The following is a 17530-nucleotide window of genomic DNA, read 5'->3' as shown; positions in this document are numbered from 1 at the left end:
TTCCGTCTTTATAATGAAAATGATGCGAGAGTGAACTACTGAGCTGTACTTTTCACTACATGTCCATACATAAAATGGGGTAACATTCACGCGCCTGGTAGCGTTTCCAACGCTACGCTCAAACATAATGATTCTAATAAAACCTCAGGAGAGTACTATGCCTGAAGCAACGCCTTTTCAGGTGATGATTGTGGATGATCATCCACTTATGCGACGCGGTGTTCGTCAGTTACTGGAGCTTGATCCTGGCTTTGAAGTGGTCGCCGAAGCGGGCGACGGCGCGAGTGCTATCGATCTGGCGAATAGACTGGATATCGACGTGATCTTGCTGGATCTCAATATGAAAGGTATGAGTGGCCTGGATACCCTCAATGCCTTGCGCAGGGATGGCGTTACCGCGCAAATTATTATCCTGACCGTATCAGATGCCTCCAGCGATGTCTTTGCGCTGATAGACGCAGGCGCAGACGGTTATCTGTTGAAAGACAGCGACCCGGAAGTGTTGCTGGAAGCGATTCGTGCCGGAGCGAAAGGCAGCAAAGTCTTTAGCGAACGCGTCAATCAGTACTTACGTGAACGTGAAATGTTTGGCGCGGAAGAAGACCCCTTCAGCGTGCTGACAGAACGCGAGCTGGATGTTCTGCACGAGCTGGCACAGGGGCTGTCAAATAAACAGATTGCCTCGGTGTTGAATATTTCCGAGCAGACGGTAAAAGTCCATATCCGTAATCTGCTGCGTAAACTCAATGTCCGCTCACGCGTGGCGGCCACCATTCTGTTCCTGCAACAACGTGGGGCACAATAAAAAAATAGCCCAATGGATTTACCCTCGGGCTGATATTGATGACAAACGCAAAACGGCCTGATGCGCTACGCTTATCAGGCCTACGCGGATCGAGCAATGTATTGAGTTCGCACGATTTTGTAGGCTGAATAAGGCGTTTACGCCGCATCTGGCATAAACAAAGCGCACTTTGCCATCAGTCTGGCCCGATGGCATCACCATCGGGCTTGTTCTTATTTACTCTCCTGTGGTGATAAGTGTTGCATCGCCTGCGCGATACTGCGTTCAATCACCGCACGGCGAGTATCGTTGGCAGGTAAGAGTTTCAACATCATCTCCCACGCGGCAACGGCTTCGCCAAATCGCTGCTGCTCAAAGGCATTAAACGCATACATGCTTAACACACGGATATTGCTATGGTCCGTTCTCACCAACTGGCGTAGCAGTTCACCACCCAGGCGGTTGTCATTGGGATCAGATGAACGTGTCAACGCTTCAGCGTATCCGAGTGCAGCATCACTGTTCTTCGGATCGAGGCGATACGCAGTGGCGTATGCATCGGTGGCGATACTGGCGTTACCCAGCGCCATGCCAACGCGTCCCAACATAATCCAGCCTTCTATATCTCCCGGATTTTTTTGCAGTTGAGTACGCATCCCCAGCGCCAGGCGCGACATCTCTTCTTCGTTGAGCGGCTCAGCTTTCGGATCCAGCGCCCTGTCCAGTAACGCTGGCGCCTGTGCCGTGGCCTGCTGCCAAATTTTCACCTGCTGATAATTGCCGGTCTGGTAGTAGCTGACGCCAGCCACAATTAACGCCACCACAATACCCGGCAGATAAACAACATATCCGGCACGCTTACCTTCCGGCACGCTTTGTTCAGGAAACGCTTCCGGCACCACGCGTACCCGACGCCGCGAACGGGCGTAAATGACCCAACCGCCAATGCCAATAGCCACTACCGGAAGCACCCACAGCAGAACGGTCAGCGGCGTTAACGGCGGGTCGTAAGTGACGAAGTTGCCGTAACGCGCCACCATATAATCGACAATCTCTTTCTTACTTTTACCTTCCTGCATCAGTTCGTACACTTTCTGGCGCAGGTCGGTGGCAATCATCGAGTTGGAATCGGCAATGCTGTTATTCTGGCATTTCGGGCAGCGCAGTTCTTCAGTAAGCTGACGAAACTGTTGTTCCTGTGCTTCATCTTTAAACTGCAACACGTCGATGGTCGCCAGCGCTGAGCCGGAGATCATCAGCATCAGCACGCCCAATAAAAACCTCATTGTGCGGCCTCCTTACTGTATTTCTCCCACAACGGCTTGATCTTTTCTTCCCAGACGCGGGGATTGAGATCACCCGCATGGCGATAGCGAATGATGCCGTTGCCGTCGATGAGGAACGTTTCTGGTGCACCATAGACACCGAGATCCAGCCCTAACATGCCGTCGCCATCAAACAGGCTTAGTGCGTAAGGATTGCCCAGCTCTTTCAGCCAGCTGATTGCCTTCTGGCGATCGTCTTTATAGTTCATGCCGACCACTCGGATGCCCTGCGCAGAAAGCTGATTCAGATATTGATGTTCCGCACGGCAGGTCGGACACCAGGTCGCCCAGACGTTAAGCAGCACTGGTTTGCCCTGAGTCAGCACATCCGCCTGATAAAACTGCCCCGGGTTGTCCAGTGATTCGAGGCGAAACTTCGGCACCGGCTTGCCAATGAGCGCCGATTCCAGATTGGTCGGATCATCCCCTTCGGCATTACGCGCCAGCTGCCACAGCAGCGCCGCGGCAATCGCCAGGAAGATAATCAAAGGAATTAACAATACTTTGCGCTTCATACAGCCTCCGGCGCAGTTTTCTGCGGGTTCACGCGCTTACGATAGCGAGGATCAAACAGGCACAGCAGCCCGCCCAATGCCATCATCAGCCCGCCCGCCCAAATCCAGCGAACAAACGGTTTGTAGTAAAGACGCACGGCCCACGCGCCGTTTTCCAACTCTTCACCGAGCGCGGCGTACAGGTCACGCGTGATGCCGCCGTCAATCGCCGCTTCGGTCATCATCGACCCGGCAGTGTTGTAATAACGTTTTTCCGCATACAGCACCGTTTCCGGCTTGCCATCGCGCGTTACGCCGATAGTCGCCACACCGCCGCGCCAGTTCGGGCCAGTCACCTCTTTGACATCACGGAAGGTGAAGCGATATTCATGAATATCGACGCTATCGCCGGACTTCATGCGCACATCACGCTCAACGCTAAAGTTCTGGCTAAAGGCAATACCAACAATTGTCACTGCCAGCCCCAGGTGAGCCGCCACCATTCCCCAATAACTGAAGGTGGTTTTCGTGCCGCGTGAAATACGCAGCGCAGCTTCCGCAATTGCCAGCACAGCAATCCAGCAGGCCATTGCCAGGCCGAGCACCGTCATCGCCACAACTTTGCTTTCGAACAGCCACGGCAACAGCAGAGACAGCACCAGCGTAGAGATGAAGGCGATAATCAATAAATTGCGGATTTTACGTGGGCGATCGCGCCCCCAGCGCACCAGAGGACCGACACCCAGTAGTAGCGCAAACGGCACCATCAGCCAGGTAAACATGGTGTTGAAGAACGGTTCGCCAATCGAAATGCTGCCCAGTCCCAGTTGCTTGTGCACCAGCGGCAGCAGCGTCCCCAGCAATACCACCAGCATTGCGGCGACCAGCAAAACGTTGTTCGCTAACAGCAGAGATTCCCGCGACCACAGCGCATTGTTTACGCGTGAGCGAACTTTGTGTCCACGCGCGGCAAACAGCAGCAGCGAACCGCCAATCACCAGCACCATAAAGGCGAGGATAAACATACCGCGCGCCGGATCAGACGCAAACGCGTGTACCGATACCAGCACGCCGGAACGCACGAGGAAAGTCCCCAACAGACACAGCGAGAAGGCACTGATTGCCAGCAGTAATGTCCACGCTTTGAAGCTGGCACGCTGTTCAGTGACCGCCAGCGAGTGCATCAGCGCAGTACCCACCAACCACGGCATAAATGAGGCGTTTTCTACCGGATCCCAGAACCACCAGCCGCCCCAGCCGAGTTCGTAATAGGCCCATGCGGAACCGAGCACAATGCCGAGCGTCAGGAAGATCCACGCCGCCAGCGTCCACGGACGGGTAAAGCGTGCGTAAGTGCTGTCCAGACGCCCACTCAGCAAAGAAGCAATGGCAAAAGCAAACGCCACCGAGAAACCGACGTACCCCATATAGAGCAGAGGCGGATGGAAGATCAGCCCTGGATCCTGCAACAGCGGGTTAAGATCGCGCCCTTCAATCGGGAAGTTCGGCAACGTGCGTGAGAACGGGTTAGAGGTAAAGAGAATGAACAGCAAAAAGCCGACACTGACCATCCCCATTATCGCCAGTACACGGGCCACAATATCCAGCGGAATACGCTGACTAAAAATCGCCACCGCAAAGGTCCAGCCGCTCATCAGCAGCACCCACAGCAGTAGCGAGCCTTCATGCGCACCCCAGGTTGCCGCCACGCGATACCACACCGGAAGCTGGGTATTGGAGTTGCTGGCAACATAGGTGACAGTAAAGTCATTCACCACGAAAGCATTGACCAGCACCAAAAATGCGCCAGCCACAGACATAAATAGCAGCCAGGCAAACAAGCGCGAAGAAGCCATCATGCGCGCATCCCCGCGCGCCACGCCCCATAGCGGATACACGGACAGCAACAGCGCAATTCCTAGCGCCAGGCATAGCAGTCCGTTACCAATTTCTGGCATCATGATGCTGGGTCCTTATAAACACTCGCCGGGCGACGGTGATTAGCTTCCATCGCTTTCTCGACTTCTGGCGGCGTGTAGTTTTCATCGTGTTTCGCCAGTACTTCTTTCGCGAGGATATGATTACCTTTTTCCAGTTCGCCCTGCACCACAACGCCCTGCCCTTCACGGAACAGATCCGGCAAAATGCCTTCATAAGATACATCTACTGAACCTTCAGCGTCGTAAATGGTGAACGTTACTTTCAGCGAATTGGGATCGCGCTGCACGCTACCCGGCATCACCATCCCGCCAACGCGCAGACGCTGCCCGACTTCCGGCATCTGTTGAGTTTCACGCTTGCCGTAGAGAATTTCCCCCGGCGTATAAAAGAGATCGATATTCGAGCGCAGCGCATATAGCACCAGACCGATAGTCAGCGCCAGCCCCGCCAGCACGGCACAGGCAATCCACAAGCGGTTTTTACGGCGAATATTCATGCAGCCTCCTGCTGTTGCGCAGCACGTAAACGCGCCTCACGCGCCCGCTGTTGCGCCACGCCACGCAGAATTGCGCGATGCTGCATCACCGAGTGCACGACCAAAACCACCAGCGGAATAACGGTCATCACCACCGCCAGCCAGACAAAAAAGGCGTAACCGCCCATTGCGAAAAATTCATTCCAGGAAGCAAATGCAGGGGTCATTTACGGCCTCTTTTCAGTATCAGTTCACTCACCCACGGACGGCGTTTTTCCATCAGCAAAATTAAATTACGCATCCGCATCAGCGTCAGCGTGGCAGACAGCAGCAGGAAGCCAAAAATCGACCAGCGCAGCGGCGAACGCATCGCCGGATCGATACTTTGCTGCATCCGCGTTGATCCCTGATGCAGGGTGTTCCACCACTCCACGGAGTAATGAATAATCGGCAGGTTCACCACGCCAATCAGCACCAGAATACCTGCCGCACGGCCCGCCAGACGGCGATCGTCGAAGGCGTGCCACAGGGCAATCACACCAACATACAGAAACAGCAGCACCAGTTCAGAGGTCAGGCGTGCGTCCCATACCCACCAGGTGCCCCACATCGGTTTTCCCCATGCGGAGCCAGTGACCAGGGCAATAAAGGTAAACACGGCACCAATGGGAGCCATCGCCGCGACCGCCAGGTTAGCCATTTTCATCTGCCAGACAAGGCCAATAAACGCCGCCACCGCCATTGATGCATAAATGCCCATCGACCAGATCGCCGCAGGCACATGCAGGTAGATAATGCGATAGCTATTTCCCTGCTGATAATCAGCCGGAGCAAAGCCGAATCCCCAGATCCAGCCGACGGTAAGCACGACCACACTGGCAATTGCCAGCCACGGTATAAACCAGCCACAGATTTGATACAGCCGTGGTGGGATCGCCAGTTGATGCAGTGTTTTCCACATAGTTTCGATACCAGACTCGAACAAAAATCAGTAATCCAGCGTTATTGAATGCTGATTCGTAACGCTGCCGCCGTCGCAAAAGGACTTAATGTCGCGGTGCCTGCCAGCAACGCGCCTAAAATTGCCAGATACCCGTCAACGGGCAAATGCATGGAAGCCGCGTCCATCGCGGCGGTGGCAAAGATGAGTAATGGGATAGTCAGCGGTAATACCAGTATGCTGAGCAGCACACCACCGCGCTTAAGTCCCACTGTCAGCGCCACGCCCGGCGCACCGAGAAAACCAAGCGTTGGGGTTCCCAGCAGCAGCGTCAGCGCCATCACTTGCCAGCCATAAACATCCATTCCCAGTAGCATTGCTACCAGAGGCGAAAGGATGAGTAACGGCAGACCTGTTACCATCCAGTGCGCCATCACCTTCGCCAGCACAACGGCGGGCAAGGGTAACGGCAACAACATCAATTGTTCAAGACTGCCGTCCTGCAAATCGTCACGGAACAGTCGTTCCAGTGCCAGCAAGGATGAAAGCAGCGCGGCAACCCAGATAATGCCCGGCGCAATACGCGCCAGCAGTTGCGGCTCCGGACCGATACTGAGCGGAAAAAGGGTAATTACAATCAGGAAGAACCACAGCGGGTTGGCGATTTCGGCGCTATGGCGAAACGCTACGCGCAGCTCAAGACGGAAAATGCGCCAGAACATCATGCGGCCCCCGTTTGCGTCAGTGAAATGCGGCGAATTTTACTTTCAGTAACGTTGAGCGGCTGGTGGGTAGTCAGAATCACAATCCCCCCCTGCTCTGTATGCTGCGCCATACGCTGGGTCAGACGATCGACGCCGTTAACGTCAATCGCGGTAAAAGGTTCGTCGAGTATCCACAACGTGGCACGGGTCAACCACAGACGTGCTAAAGCGACGCGGCGTTGCTGCCCGGCAGAAAGTTGATTTACCGGAATATCTTCGAATCCGGCAAGCCCGGCCTGCGCCAGGGCTTCCAGACATTGTGCGGTATCGCCATTGCGATGATAAAAGTGCAGATTTTCTAACGCCGTCAGCCGGGTTTTGATCCCCGGCTGATGGCCTATCCATAACAGGTTTTGATGGTAGCTGTCGCGTACCTGATGCAAGGGCTGCCCTTGCCAGAGAACGTCACCCGCGTCAGGGCGAGACAACCCCGTCAGCAAACGGAGAAGCGTTGTCTTCCCCGCGCCGTTGCTGCCGGTGATTTGTACCCACTCTCCTGCGTTCAGCGTAAATGACAAACCACTAAATAAGGTTCGTTCATCCCGCTCGCAAAGTAACTCTCTGGCTTCAAGCATACCCACGCAATAACCCTGTTAAAAACCTGGCTCGACTTCGCGCATATCGGGTAGCTTGTGTGCGATCCCTTTATGGCAATCAATACAGGTTTGCCCATCTTTCACCGCCTGGTCGTGCATCTTAGCGGCAACTGATTTCTGGGCGGTTGTATCCATATACTCGAAGTTGTGACAGTTACGACACTCCTGCGAGTTATTGTCCTTCATGCGCCGCCACTCATTCTGTGCCATCGTCAGGCGATGAGCTTCAAATTTCTGCGGCGTGTCAATAACGCCAAAAATTTTACCATACAGCTCTTTACTTGCTTTGAGCTTGCGTATCATCTTCGGCACAAACTCGTGCGGAACGTGACAATCCGGACAGGTCGCACGGACGCCGCTACGGTTGTTGTAGTGCACGGAATCCATGTATTCCTGATACACCGTGTTACGCATTTCGTGGCAGCTAATGCAGAACTCTTCGGTATTGGCTTTTTCCATCCCGGTGTTAAAGCCGCCCCAGAAAACGATGCCGCCGACAAAACCGATCAACAGCAGCGTCCCCAGTGCCAGACGGCTGGGGGTACGCCACCATTTCCACAGGCGCTTAATCAGACCAGGCTTACGGTCAGAATTTCCCATAATAACCTCTTATTTCCCGTAACCTTTTGATGGGGTAAAGGTATTCCCCACGATTGGCGCGGTATCGGCCTGCGGTACGTGACATTGCAGACAGAAATAACGACGTGGAGCCACTTCCGCGCCCACTTTGCCGTCGCTGTCCATAAAGTGAGTAGGACTAATGCGCGGCGCGCCAGTGGTGCGATAGCTTTCGACACCGTGGCACTGCAAGCAGCGGTTGGTATTGGTCGTTACCTGATAACCTTCAACGCTATGCGGGATCATTGGCGGCTGATTCACATAGTTCAGCGGCATCCGATCCTGCTCTTTTGGCATCCGAATGGCCCCTTCCTGCGTCCCGGATACTTCCGGCGACTGGCTAAAATCGACGCCATTAGCCGCCCAAACCGCGCCGCTTACCACCAGGGCCAGCATCGCCGTCCATTGACACAGCGCTTTCTTCAGGTCATGGCTTTTCATGATTTCGCTCCCGAACTCCATCGTGTAGTTATTGTAAATACATCCTCAGAACAGACATCCACGCAGCGACCGCACGTCATGCAATCGCGGCTGGTGACCTGCACCGGGCTTTGTTCATCCAGCACCGGGGCACGTAGCACATGCGGTTCCGGGCAAACATGAAAACAATCCATACAGCGGTTACATTTCTGCCGATCGGTGGCCGCAACGGTAATCACACCTTTACTACCCAGCACGCCATACAGTGCACCAACCGGACAAATGTGCCCGCACCAGCCGTGTTCAACGACCAGTAGATCAAATAAAAACAGCGCGAGAATAAGCAGCGCGCCGCTGCCGAAGCCCATTACCAGGCTGCGCCCCATCAGGGAAACGGGGTTGATCCATTCCCAGATGAGCGTGCCGGTTAAGGCCGAACCCACCAGAATGACCACCAACAGCACGTAGCGGATGTGGCGTGGGATCGTCGCAGACTGATTGAGGTCAAAACGCCTGCGTAACCAGTTTGCTAAATCGGTAATCGGGTTCAGCGGGCAGACCCAGCTGCAAAATAATCGCTTTCCTGCCAGGGCGTAGAGCACGGTGATAATCACCGCACCGGTCAGCGCCACCGTGGCAGGCAGATGACCGCTGGCAAGACTTTGCAACGTCATCAGCGGATCGGTCAGTGGAACGGTGTCGAATAACAAGCTACTGCTGTAGTTGCCGTGCAAGATCCACACACCAAACCACGGGCCGCTCAAAAACATCCCCAGCACGAAGAACTGACAAAGGCGACGCAACACCAGCCAACGGTGGCTGCGCCACCAGCCTTTTTTCTCCAGCGCCTCGCGCCCGGCGTCACGTTTACGATTTGCCATTGTTCCCCTCCAGCCAGCCGAAGCGGTAATGGTGACCTAACTCCCCTTTCGCCAGTGACAGCGGTAACACCTTGATTGCGGGTTGTTCCAGCACGCACACTTTTTCGCACTTACCGCAGCCGGTACAGGCGTCGCTGTGAACCGTCGGCAGAAAACGGGCGTGCTTACCGGTACGCGTGTTACGCTCCAGCTCCAGGGTGATTGCCTCATCAATTTTCGGGCATTCGCGATAGCAAACATCGCAGCGCAGCCCCTGAAAGTTGAGGCAGTTCTCCTGATCCACCAGCACCGCCAGCCCCATCCGCGCGTCGTCGATCGATTCGATCTCTCGATCCAGCGCACCGCTCGGGCACACTTTGGCGCACGGAATGTCCTCACACATTTCGCAAGGAATATCCCGCGCGACAAAGTACGGCGTACCTGCCGACAGGCCAGAGGCCAGTGTCGCCAGTTTTAAGGTGTCGTAAGGGCAAGCCTGAACACACTGACCGCAACGTACACAGGCACTGGCAAAGGCGTTCTCGTTTATGGCTCCGGGCGGGCGCAACCGCACACCAGATGCGCGTGCGGTTTGCTGTTGTAACCCCAGCGCCACACCCACGGCAGCCAGCCCGCCAGCTGTGCGAACGACATCGCGCAGAAAGCGGCGGCGACCATTTTGAGGTTTCGCTGACCGGGACATAATGGCTTACACCTTCTCCAGTTTGACCGCACACTTCTTGAAGTCCGTCTCTTTCGAGAGCGGATCGGTCGCATCCAGCGTCAGTTTGTTAACCAGCTGTGCGGCGTCGAAGAACGGCATATACACCAGGCCCTGCGGCGGACGGTTACGACCGCGCGTTTCAACAATCGAGATGACTTCGCCACGGCGAGAAACCACTTTCACTTTGTCGCCACGACGCAGATCGCGCGCTTTCGCATCCAGCGGATGAATAAACAGGACCGCTTCCGGGAAGGCACGGTGCAGTTCCGGTACACGGCGAGTCATACTGCCGGTGTGCCAGTGCTCCAGGACACGCCCGGTAGAGAGCCACAGATCGTACTCTTCATCCGGTGCTTCCGCCGCCGGTTCGAACGGCAGTGCGAAGATCACCGCTTTGCCATCCGGTTTACCGTAGAACTTGTAGCCTTCGCCCGCTTTCACGTACGGGTCGTTACCTTCGCTATAACGCCACTGCGTTTCTTTACCGTTAACCACCGGCCAGCGCAGACCGCGCGCTTTGTGGTAGTCATCGAACGGCGCGAGATCGTGACCGTGACCGCGACCAAACCATGCATACTCTTCGAACAGCCCTTTTTGCAGATAGAAGCCCAGCTCGCGGGATTCATCGTTCAACTGATCTTCTGCCAGTTCGGATACCGGGAATTTGCTCACTTCCGGGGTGGCATACAGAACCTCATACAGCGTTTTGCCACGCAGTTCCGGTTTCTTCGCCAGCAACTCTTCCGGCCACACTTCTTCAGTTTTGAAGCGGCGGGAAAACTGAACTAACTGCCAGAGATCCGATTTCGCTTCGCCCGGTGCCTGTACCTGCTGACGCCAGAATTGAGTACGGCGTTCGGCGTTACCGTAAGCCCCCTCTTTTTCTACCCACATTGCGGTCGGCAGGATCAAGTCGGCTGCCAGCGCACTGACTGTCGGATACGGATCGGAAACGATGATAAAGTTGCGCGGATCGCGCCAGCCCGGCATACGCTCTTCATTAATGTTCGGCCCGGCCTGCATGTTGTTGGTACACATGGTCCAGTAAACATTCAGTTTGCCGTCTTTCAGTGCACGGTCCTGTGCCACCGCGTGCAGGCCGATTTTCGCCGGAATGGTGCCGCTCGGGATATTCCACTTCTTCTCGCAGATATCACGGTGTTTCTCATTGGTCACCACCATGTCCGCAGGCAGACGGTGAGCAAAGGTGCCCACTTCTCGCGCAGTACCACACGCGGAAGGCTGCCCGGTCAGGGAGAACGGACCGCAACCCGGCTGAGAAATTTTGCCAGTCAGCAGGTGCAGGTTGTAGACCAGGTTGTTGGCCCACACGCCACGGGTATGCTGGTTGAAGCCCATCGTCCAGTAGGAGATGACTTTCTTGTTCGGATCGGCATACAGCTGCGCCAGTTGTTCTAACTGGTCTTTCGGCACGCCGGTCATTTCAGCGGTTTTTTCCAGCGTATACTCAGCAACGAAGGCTTTGTAATCTTCAAAGCTCATCGGTTCGGAGGCGTCAGAACCCGGATTCTTCGCTGCTTTTTCCAGCGGATGGGTCGGACGTAAACCGTAGCCGATGTCCGTCGCCCCTTTGCGCAGGTTAACGTGTTTGCTAAAGAAGTCCTGATTTATCGCGTTGTTTTGAATGATATAGTTGGCGATGTAGTTCAGGATCACCAGGTCAGACTGTGGCGTAAAGATGATGCCGTTATCCGCCAGCTCGAAGCTACGATGCTGGTAGGTAGAAAGCACCGCCACGGTGACGTTCTGGTTAGAGAGACGACGGTTGGTGATGCGCGACCAGAGAATCGGGTGCATCTCCGCCATGTTAGCGCCCCACAGCACAAACGCGTCAGCCTGTTCGATGTCGTCATAGCAGCCCATCGGCTCATCCATACCAAAGGTACGCATAAAGCCAACTACCGCCGACGCCATACAGTGACGCGCGTTCGGGTCGATGTTGTTCGAACGGAAGCCCGCTTTGAACAGCTTGGACGCGGCATAACCTTCCCAGATAGTCCACTGACCAGAACCGAACATACCGATCGATTCCGGCCCTTTTTCTTTCAGGGCAGTTTTGAATTTTTCTTCCATCACATCGAAGGCTTGATCCCAGGTGATTGGGGTGAACTCGCCTTCTTTGTCATATTTACCGTTTTTCATACGCAAAAGCGGCTGCGTCAAACGGTCTTTACCGTACATGATTTTGGGCAGGAAATAGCCCTTAATGCAGTTCAGACCACGGTTAACCGGTGCGTCCGGGTCGCCCTGACAGGCCACCACACGCCCCTGCTGCGTTCCGACCAGAACGCCACAACCAGTACCGCAGAAACGGCATGGTGCTTTATCCCATTTAATGGCTTCCTGCTGACCAACAACGGCGCGGGCAACGCCCGGCACGCTGAGACCGGCAGCCGCCGCAGCGGCCGCAACGGCGTTAGCTTTCATAAAGCTACGACGACTGAGTTTCATGGTGTTTCCTCACCTTGCTCTTCCTGCTGGTGATAAACCAGCGACACCGCCAGCACGCCCTCTACGTTGCGTACTGACTCAATGGTTTGGATCAGCGTTTCGCTGTCTTCTGCTTCCACCACCACAATCAACTGACCGCTCGGCGCGTCGCTGACAGCGACTTCACAGCCGGGAAAGGCGTTCAGTTGGGTGCTGATGTCTGAAATTCGTTCGCTTTTGGCCTGCACGACCAGGCTGCAAACTTGCCAGTTAGTGTGCATGGAGATACTCCGCAGTTATGGCTGATACCGGACAGCTGGCTGCACATGCTCCACATCCGTTGCAAAGTTGGCTATTAAGTTGCGGCTGGTAGATCCCGGAGAGCGTCGGGCGAAAGATAATTGCCATTGGCTCACAGCTATCCTGACAGCGGCGGCATTCAACTGACTGATACGCCAGGCATGCCTCCCCGATGGTGAACAGCAAATCCCAGGCCCTGGTGTGGCGCGGAGAAAATAGCGATTCGGGGCAAGCTTGCGCGCAGGCATAACAGAAGCTGCACTCGTTATTTTTGAAATTAACGCTCGGATAGCCCCCCGCGCCGCGTTGCAGAATGTTGTTTTCACAAGCATTAATACAGGCGTCGCAGCGGGTGCAATAGGTCAGAAAATGAGATTCATCACCGGACCAGGGCGGACGGATACCGTTACTGGCTTTGCGCCAGCGACCAGTGAGTATGCCCCGACGGGATGCATCAATCTTCACATTGACCTTCCATCATTAACGCGCTCTGAAAATTAAGAGCGACCAAATAAACCGCATAATTAATAAGCCATTTTTATAGCCGCTAAGATATTAAAGGATGTGTCAAAGATGCATACCCCGATCGGGGTAAAACCTGTAGCAGGATCAAAAGAGTGGTGGGAAGAGTGGCAAAAACGGGCTTTTGCTCACATTTCAAATGGTTATAAACATATTTATATAGCGATTAATTCACCAGAGATATTTCTCAAGGCTTTACCACTCCTCAGAATTTAACACCAAAAGAGAAGGTAAAATTGTCTGAATGTTCTTTTAGTTATTCATAAAGCAAATTAATAAATCTGATGAATATGTTAACCTTCAGCGACATCATCGGTGAAAACCTATAAATGACGAAGGGAATACAACAATGAAGACCATTCTACCTGCAGTATTGTTTGCCGCTTTCGCTACCACTTCCGCCTGGGCGGCAGAGAGCGTCCAGCCACTGGAAAAAATCGCGCCTTATCCGCAAGCTGAAAAAGGCATGAAGCGTCAGGTGATTCAGTTAACCCCGCAAGAAGATGAATCTACCCTGAAAGTAGAACTGTTAATCGGTCAGACGCTGGAGGTCGATTGCAATTTGCATCGTCTCGGCGGGAAGCTGGAAAGCAAAACGCTGGAAGGCTGGGGCTATGATTATTACGTCTTTGATAAAGTTAGCTCACCGGTTTCCACGATGATGGCCTGCCCGGATGGCAAGAAAGAGAAGAAATTTGTCACCGCGTATCTGGGCGATGCCGGAATGCTGCGTTACAACAGCAAGCTGCCGATCGTGGTGTATACGCCAAACAATGTAGATGTGAAATACCGCATCTGGAAGGCGGAAGAGAAAATTGACAACGCGGTAGTCCGCTAAACTGCCGTGAAGTGCTCCACCCCGTAGGTCGGATAAGGCGGTCACGCCGCATCCGACATCTAACGCCCAAGCCGGTTGACTGATGCGACGCTGACGCGTCTTATCAGGCCTTGTATTATCCCTCCTGTGCAGAGAAAATCGGCCAGTTTTCTCTGCCTGCAGTCCGCATGCCGTATCGGGCCTTAGGTTTTCAACCTGTTGCGTAGATTTATGCAGCGGACTGCCTTTCTCCCAAAGTGATAAACCGGACAGTATCATGGACCGGTTTTCCCGGTAATCCGTATTTGCAAGGTTGGTTTCACTATGGAACATGAACTTCATTATATCGGTATCGACACCGCTAAAGAGAAACTGGATGTCGATGTGTTGCGTCCTGATGGTCGTCATCGCACCAAAAAATTCGCTAACACCACTAAAGGGCACGATGAGCTGGTGAGCTGGCTGAAGGGTCACAAGATTGACCATGCGCATATCTGCATCGAAGCGACCGGCACCTATATGGAACCTGTCGCAGAGTGCCTTTACGATGCAGGTTACATAGTGTCAGTCATTAATCCTGCGTTGGGTAAAGCTTTCGCTCAGAGTGAAGGACTGCGTAACAAGACTGATACCGTGGATGCGCGCATGCTGGCAGAGTTCTGTCGTCAGAAGCGCCCTGCAGCCTGGGAAGCGCCTCACCCGCTTGAACGCGCGTTGCGTGCCCTGGTAGTACGCCACCAGGCGCTGACAGATATGCACACGCAGGAACTGAACCGCACTGAAACGGCGCGGGAAGTCCAGAGGCCGAGCATTGATGCTCATCTTCTGTGGCTTGAAGCAGAGCTGAAGCGTCTTGAGAAGCAGATAAAAGACCTGACAGACGATGATCCGGATATGAAACACCGCAGAAAACTGCTGGAAAGTATCCCGGGTATCGGAGAGAAAACATCTGCGGTATTGCTGGCTTATATCGGTCTGAAGGACCGCTTCGCCCATGCCAGACAGTTCGCCGCTTTTGCGGGTCTGACACCACGGCGTTATGAATCAGGCAGTAGTGTGAGAGGGGCAAGCCGGTTGAGTAAAGCCGGACATGTGTCGCTTCGCAGGGCGTTGTATATGCCTGCAATGGTAGCCACCAGTAAGACTGAGTGGGGACGGGCGTTCCGCGACCGTCTGGCGGCTAATGGCAAGAAAGGAAAGGTGATTCTCGGCGCGATGATGCGCAAGCTGGCACAGGTGGCGTATGGCGTGCTGAAGTCAGGGGTCCCGTTCGATGCGTCACGGCATAATCCGGTAGCGGCGTAAAAATCGCGGAAGGGATGAAAAAAACAGCGCCTGACGGCGCTGTGTCTGGCATGCCTGCAATCTGGGAAACCGGGGTAGAAAAAAAATTGCAGGCCATAACAGTATCTACACCGCTGTGAAGTGCTCCACCCCGTAGGTCGGATAAGGCGGTCACGCCGCATCCGACATCTAACGCCCGAGCCGGTTGCCTGATGCGACGCTGGCGCGTCTTATCAGGCCTACACCGCTGTGAAGTGCTCCCCCCCGTAGGTCGGATAAGGCGGTCACGCCGCATCCGACATCTAATGCCCGAGCCGGGTGCCTGATGCGACGCTGGCGCGTCTTATCAGGCCTACACCGCTGTGAAGTGCTCCACCCCGTAGGTCGGATAAGGCGGTCACGCCGCATCCGACATCCAACGCCCGAGCCGGTTGACTGATGCGACGCTGACGCGTCTTATCAGCATGCGCCACATCCGGCATACCATGCCGGATGTGGCACATCATTACAACGCAATATCCGCGACTTCTTTTTGAACGGTTTGCGGCTTCAACTGCGGTTTTGGCGTACTGTCCGCCACCTGCGGCTTGTCGTATTTCAGCCCCAGCACTTCGCTGGTGTACTGCAACTCGCGTTCTGTTGCCGCCACATCACCATTCAGCTTGCGTCCATAAGACGGAACAATCGCTTTCAGCGTGGCCTGCCATTGTGGGCTTGAAACGCGATCGCCAAATACTTTTTCCAGCAGATTCAACATAATCGGCGCGGCGGTTGACGCCCCTGGCGATGCCCCCAGCAGCGCGGCAATAGTCCCTTGTTGGTCGCTGACCACTTCGGTACCCAGACGCAGTACGCCACCTTTCTCGGCATCACGCTTGATAATCTGCACGCGCTGCCCCGCTTGCCACAAACGCCAGTCCTCTTTTTTCGCCTGCGGATAGTATTCTTTCAACGCCTCAAAACGATCCTCTTCACTCAACATCACCTGACTCACCAGATATTTCACCAGATCGAAATTATCCAGCCCAACGTGCATCATCGGCATCACGTTAGAAGTAGTAGTGGAACTCAGCAGATCCCACAGTGAACCATTTTTGAGGAATTTAGTTGAGAAGGTGGCAAATGGCCCAAACAGCACGACGCGTTTACCGTCCAGCACACGGGTATCGATATGCGGAACCGACATTGGCGGTGCGCCAACGGAGGCTTTCCCGTAGACCTTCGCCAGATGATGGTTAACCACATCCGGGTTTTCCGAGACAAGGAACTGTCCACCTACCGGAAAACCGGCGTAGTCTTTCGCTTCCGGAATACCGGATTCCTGTAACAGCTTCAACGCTGCACCGCCCGCGCCGATAAAGACAAATTTCGCGCGGATGTTCTGTGCTGTGCCGTTTTTCAGATCGGCGACGGTGACAGTCCAGCTGTTATCGTCATTACGCTTTAGGGCGCGGACCTCGCTGCTGAGTTGCAGCGAGAAGTTAGATTTCTTCTGTAAGGAGGCGATCAACTGGCGGGTGATCTCGCCATAGTTCACATCAGTGCCAATTTCTGTGCGTGTTGCTGCTACTTTCTGTTGCGGATCGCGCCCTTCCATCACTAACGGTGCCCACTCTTTGATCTGCGCGTGATCTTCAGAGTAACGCATACCGCGAAACAGCGAGCTTTGTTGCAACGCGGCGTAACGGGCGCGCAGGAAATTAACGTTCTCCTCGCCCCAGACAAAGCTCATATGCGGAACGGTATTGATAAATGAACGCGGAGTACGCAGCACACCGCGCTCGACCTGGTGCGCCCAGAACTGGCGGGAAATCTGAAATGCTTCGTTAATGGCGACTGCTTTTTCAATACTGATGCTGCCGTCGGCATTTTGCGGGGTGTAATTGAGTTCCATCAGTGCAGAATGCCCGGTTCCGGCGTTGTTCCAGCCGTTCGAACTCTCCTGCGCGACACCCTCCAGGCGCTCCACCATGGTCATCGACCATTCAGGCTCCAGCTCGCGTAAATAGGTCCCCAACGTGGCGCTCATAATGCCGCCGCCAATCAACAGTACATCAGTTTCCTGCTCCTCGGACGCTTTCGCTTTTGCCGTCATCGAAACGGCATTAAGCCCCACGGCCATCGAGAAGAGCATGGCAGTCACTTTTTTCATCTTGTTAATGCCTTACTTTTAGTCGCTTTATTGCAGGTGAGATTTGCGCGGCATCAACGGTAA

At 54.5% G+C, this 17530-nt stretch carries 20 protein-coding genes; 4 read left to right on the top strand and 16 right to left on the bottom strand.

Features of this window, described 5'->3' with window-relative positions; genetic code table 11:
- Window positions 1-157 precede the first annotated feature (157 nt).
- Window positions 158-805, top strand: coding sequence for a nitrate/nitrite response regulator protein NarP (narP, locus tag AABJ99_RS08260; protein WP_001113637.1), 648 nt, complete (start codon window positions 158-160; stop codon window positions 803-805).
- 212 nt (window positions 806-1017) lie between these two features.
- On the opposite strand, the gene ccmH is transcribed toward narP, so the two are convergent.
- From ccmH to napF, 15 genes are read right to left on the bottom strand one after another with little or no spacing between them, the layout of a single operon-like run.
- Window positions 1018-2070, bottom strand: a complete 1053-nt coding sequence (gene ccmH / locus AABJ99_RS08255; protein WP_032184637.1) for a cytochrome c-type biogenesis thiol:disulfide oxidoreductase CcmH — start codon at window positions 2068-2070, stop codon at window positions 1018-1020.
- Window positions 2067-2624 carry a thiol:disulfide interchange protein DsbE gene (gene dsbE / locus AABJ99_RS08250; protein WP_000824443.1) on the bottom strand — a complete coding sequence of 186 codons (558 nt, stop codon included), beginning with the start codon at window positions 2622-2624 and terminating at the stop codon, window positions 2067-2069. Before dsbE ends, ccmH begins: the two co-directional genes overlap by 4 nt.
- Entirely contained in the window at window positions 2621-4564 is a 1944-nt protein-coding gene (gene ccmF / locus AABJ99_RS08245) for a cytochrome c-type biogenesis heme lyase CcmF (RefSeq protein ID WP_032184638.1), read from the bottom strand. The genes dsbE and ccmF overlap by 4 nt, the downstream gene beginning before the upstream one ends.
- A complete protein-coding gene (gene ccmE / locus AABJ99_RS08240; protein ID WP_001026418.1) occupies window positions 4561-5040 on the bottom strand; it encodes a cytochrome c maturation protein CcmE in 480 nt (159 codons plus the stop codon). Before ccmE ends, ccmF begins: the two co-directional genes overlap by 4 nt.
- Complete coding sequence (gene ccmD, locus AABJ99_RS08235; protein WP_000186540.1) at window positions 5037-5246, bottom strand: heme exporter protein CcmD; 210 nt, start codon at window positions 5244-5246, stop codon at window positions 5037-5039. Before ccmD ends, ccmE begins: the two co-directional genes overlap by 4 nt.
- Window positions 5243-5980 (bottom strand): heme exporter protein CcmC, encoded by a 738-nt coding sequence (gene ccmC / locus AABJ99_RS08230; RefSeq protein ID WP_001295447.1) that lies wholly within the window; start codon window positions 5978-5980, stop codon window positions 5243-5245. Before ccmC ends, ccmD begins: the two co-directional genes overlap by 4 nt.
- 41 nt (window positions 5981-6021) lie before the next feature.
- A complete protein-coding gene (gene ccmB, locus AABJ99_RS08225) occupies window positions 6022-6684 on the bottom strand; it encodes a heme exporter protein CcmB (protein ID WP_000971730.1) in 663 nt (220 codons plus the stop codon).
- Complete coding sequence (gene ccmA / locus AABJ99_RS08220) at window positions 6681-7304, bottom strand: cytochrome c biogenesis heme-transporting ATPase CcmA (RefSeq protein WP_077782367.1); 624 nt, start codon at window positions 7302-7304, stop codon at window positions 6681-6683. The genes ccmB and ccmA overlap by 4 nt, the downstream gene beginning before the upstream one ends.
- A 12-nt stretch (window positions 7305-7316) precedes the next feature.
- Window positions 7317-7919: a cytochrome c-type protein NapC gene (gene napC / locus AABJ99_RS08215; RefSeq protein ID WP_000528376.1), complete on the bottom strand. Its 603-nt coding sequence runs from the start codon at window positions 7917-7919 to the stop codon at window positions 7317-7319.
- 9 nt (window positions 7920-7928) lie between these two features.
- Window positions 7929-8378, bottom strand: a complete 450-nt coding sequence (gene napB, locus AABJ99_RS08210) for a nitrate reductase cytochrome c-type subunit (protein ID WP_000835174.1) — start codon at window positions 8376-8378, stop codon at window positions 7929-7931.
- Window positions 8375-9238, bottom strand: a complete 864-nt coding sequence (gene napH / locus AABJ99_RS08205) for a quinol dehydrogenase ferredoxin subunit NapH (protein ID WP_000013515.1) — start codon at window positions 9236-9238, stop codon at window positions 8375-8377. The genes napB and napH overlap by 4 nt, the downstream gene beginning before the upstream one ends.
- Window positions 9225-9920, bottom strand: coding sequence for a ferredoxin-type protein NapG (gene napG, locus AABJ99_RS08200; RefSeq protein ID WP_000091291.1), 696 nt, complete (start codon window positions 9918-9920; stop codon window positions 9225-9227). Before napG ends, napH begins: the two co-directional genes overlap by 14 nt.
- A gap of 6 nt (window positions 9921-9926) precedes the next feature.
- Window positions 9927-12413 carry a periplasmic nitrate reductase subunit alpha gene (gene napA, locus AABJ99_RS08195; protein WP_000778067.1) on the bottom strand — a complete coding sequence of 829 codons (2487 nt, stop codon included), beginning with the start codon at window positions 12411-12413 and terminating at the stop codon, window positions 9927-9929.
- A complete protein-coding gene (gene napD, locus AABJ99_RS08190) occupies window positions 12410-12673 on the bottom strand; it encodes a chaperone NapD (RefSeq protein WP_000557378.1) in 264 nt (87 codons plus the stop codon). The genes napA and napD overlap by 4 nt, the downstream gene beginning before the upstream one ends.
- Window positions 12663-13157, bottom strand: coding sequence for a ferredoxin-type protein NapF (gene napF, locus AABJ99_RS08185; protein ID WP_039020508.1), 495 nt, complete (start codon window positions 13155-13157; stop codon window positions 12663-12665). Before napF ends, napD begins: the two co-directional genes overlap by 11 nt.
- Window positions 13158-13265: 108 nt before the next feature.
- Between napF and AABJ99_RS08180 the strand changes: the two genes are divergently transcribed.
- The 3 genes from AABJ99_RS08180 to AABJ99_RS08170 all read left to right on the top strand — a co-directional run bounded on the left by AABJ99_RS08180 (window position 13266) and on the right by AABJ99_RS08170 (window position 15336).
- Window positions 13266-13430 (top strand): hypothetical protein, encoded by a 165-nt coding sequence (locus tag AABJ99_RS08180; RefSeq protein WP_032303389.1) that lies wholly within the window; start codon window positions 13266-13268, stop codon window positions 13428-13430.
- A gap of 133 nt (window positions 13431-13563) precedes the next feature.
- Entirely contained in the window at window positions 13564-14052 is a 489-nt protein-coding gene (eco, locus tag AABJ99_RS08175) for a serine protease inhibitor ecotin (protein ID WP_039020507.1), read from the top strand.
- Window positions 14053-14355: 303 nt separating this feature from the next.
- Window positions 14356-15336, top strand: coding sequence for an IS110-like element IS621 family transposase (locus tag AABJ99_RS08170; protein ID WP_000399629.1), 981 nt, complete (start codon window positions 14356-14358; stop codon window positions 15334-15336).
- A 484-nt stretch (window positions 15337-15820) separates the two neighbouring features.
- Here AABJ99_RS08170 and mqo read toward each other — a convergent pair whose 3' ends face one another.
- Window positions 15821-17467: a malate dehydrogenase (quinone) gene (gene mqo, locus AABJ99_RS08165; RefSeq protein ID WP_039021911.1), complete on the bottom strand. Its 1647-nt coding sequence runs from the start codon at window positions 17465-17467 to the stop codon at window positions 15821-15823.
- Window positions 17468-17530: the final 63 nt, after the last annotated feature.

The sequence above is a fragment of the Escherichia coli genome, from assembly GCF_036503815.1.
In the GTDB taxonomy this organism is placed as follows: domain Bacteria; phylum Pseudomonadota; class Gammaproteobacteria; order Enterobacterales; family Enterobacteriaceae; genus Escherichia; species Escherichia coli_F.
The sequence above is the reverse complement of the archived record's forward strand: the minus strand, read 5'-3'. Positions and strand labels throughout refer to the sequence as shown.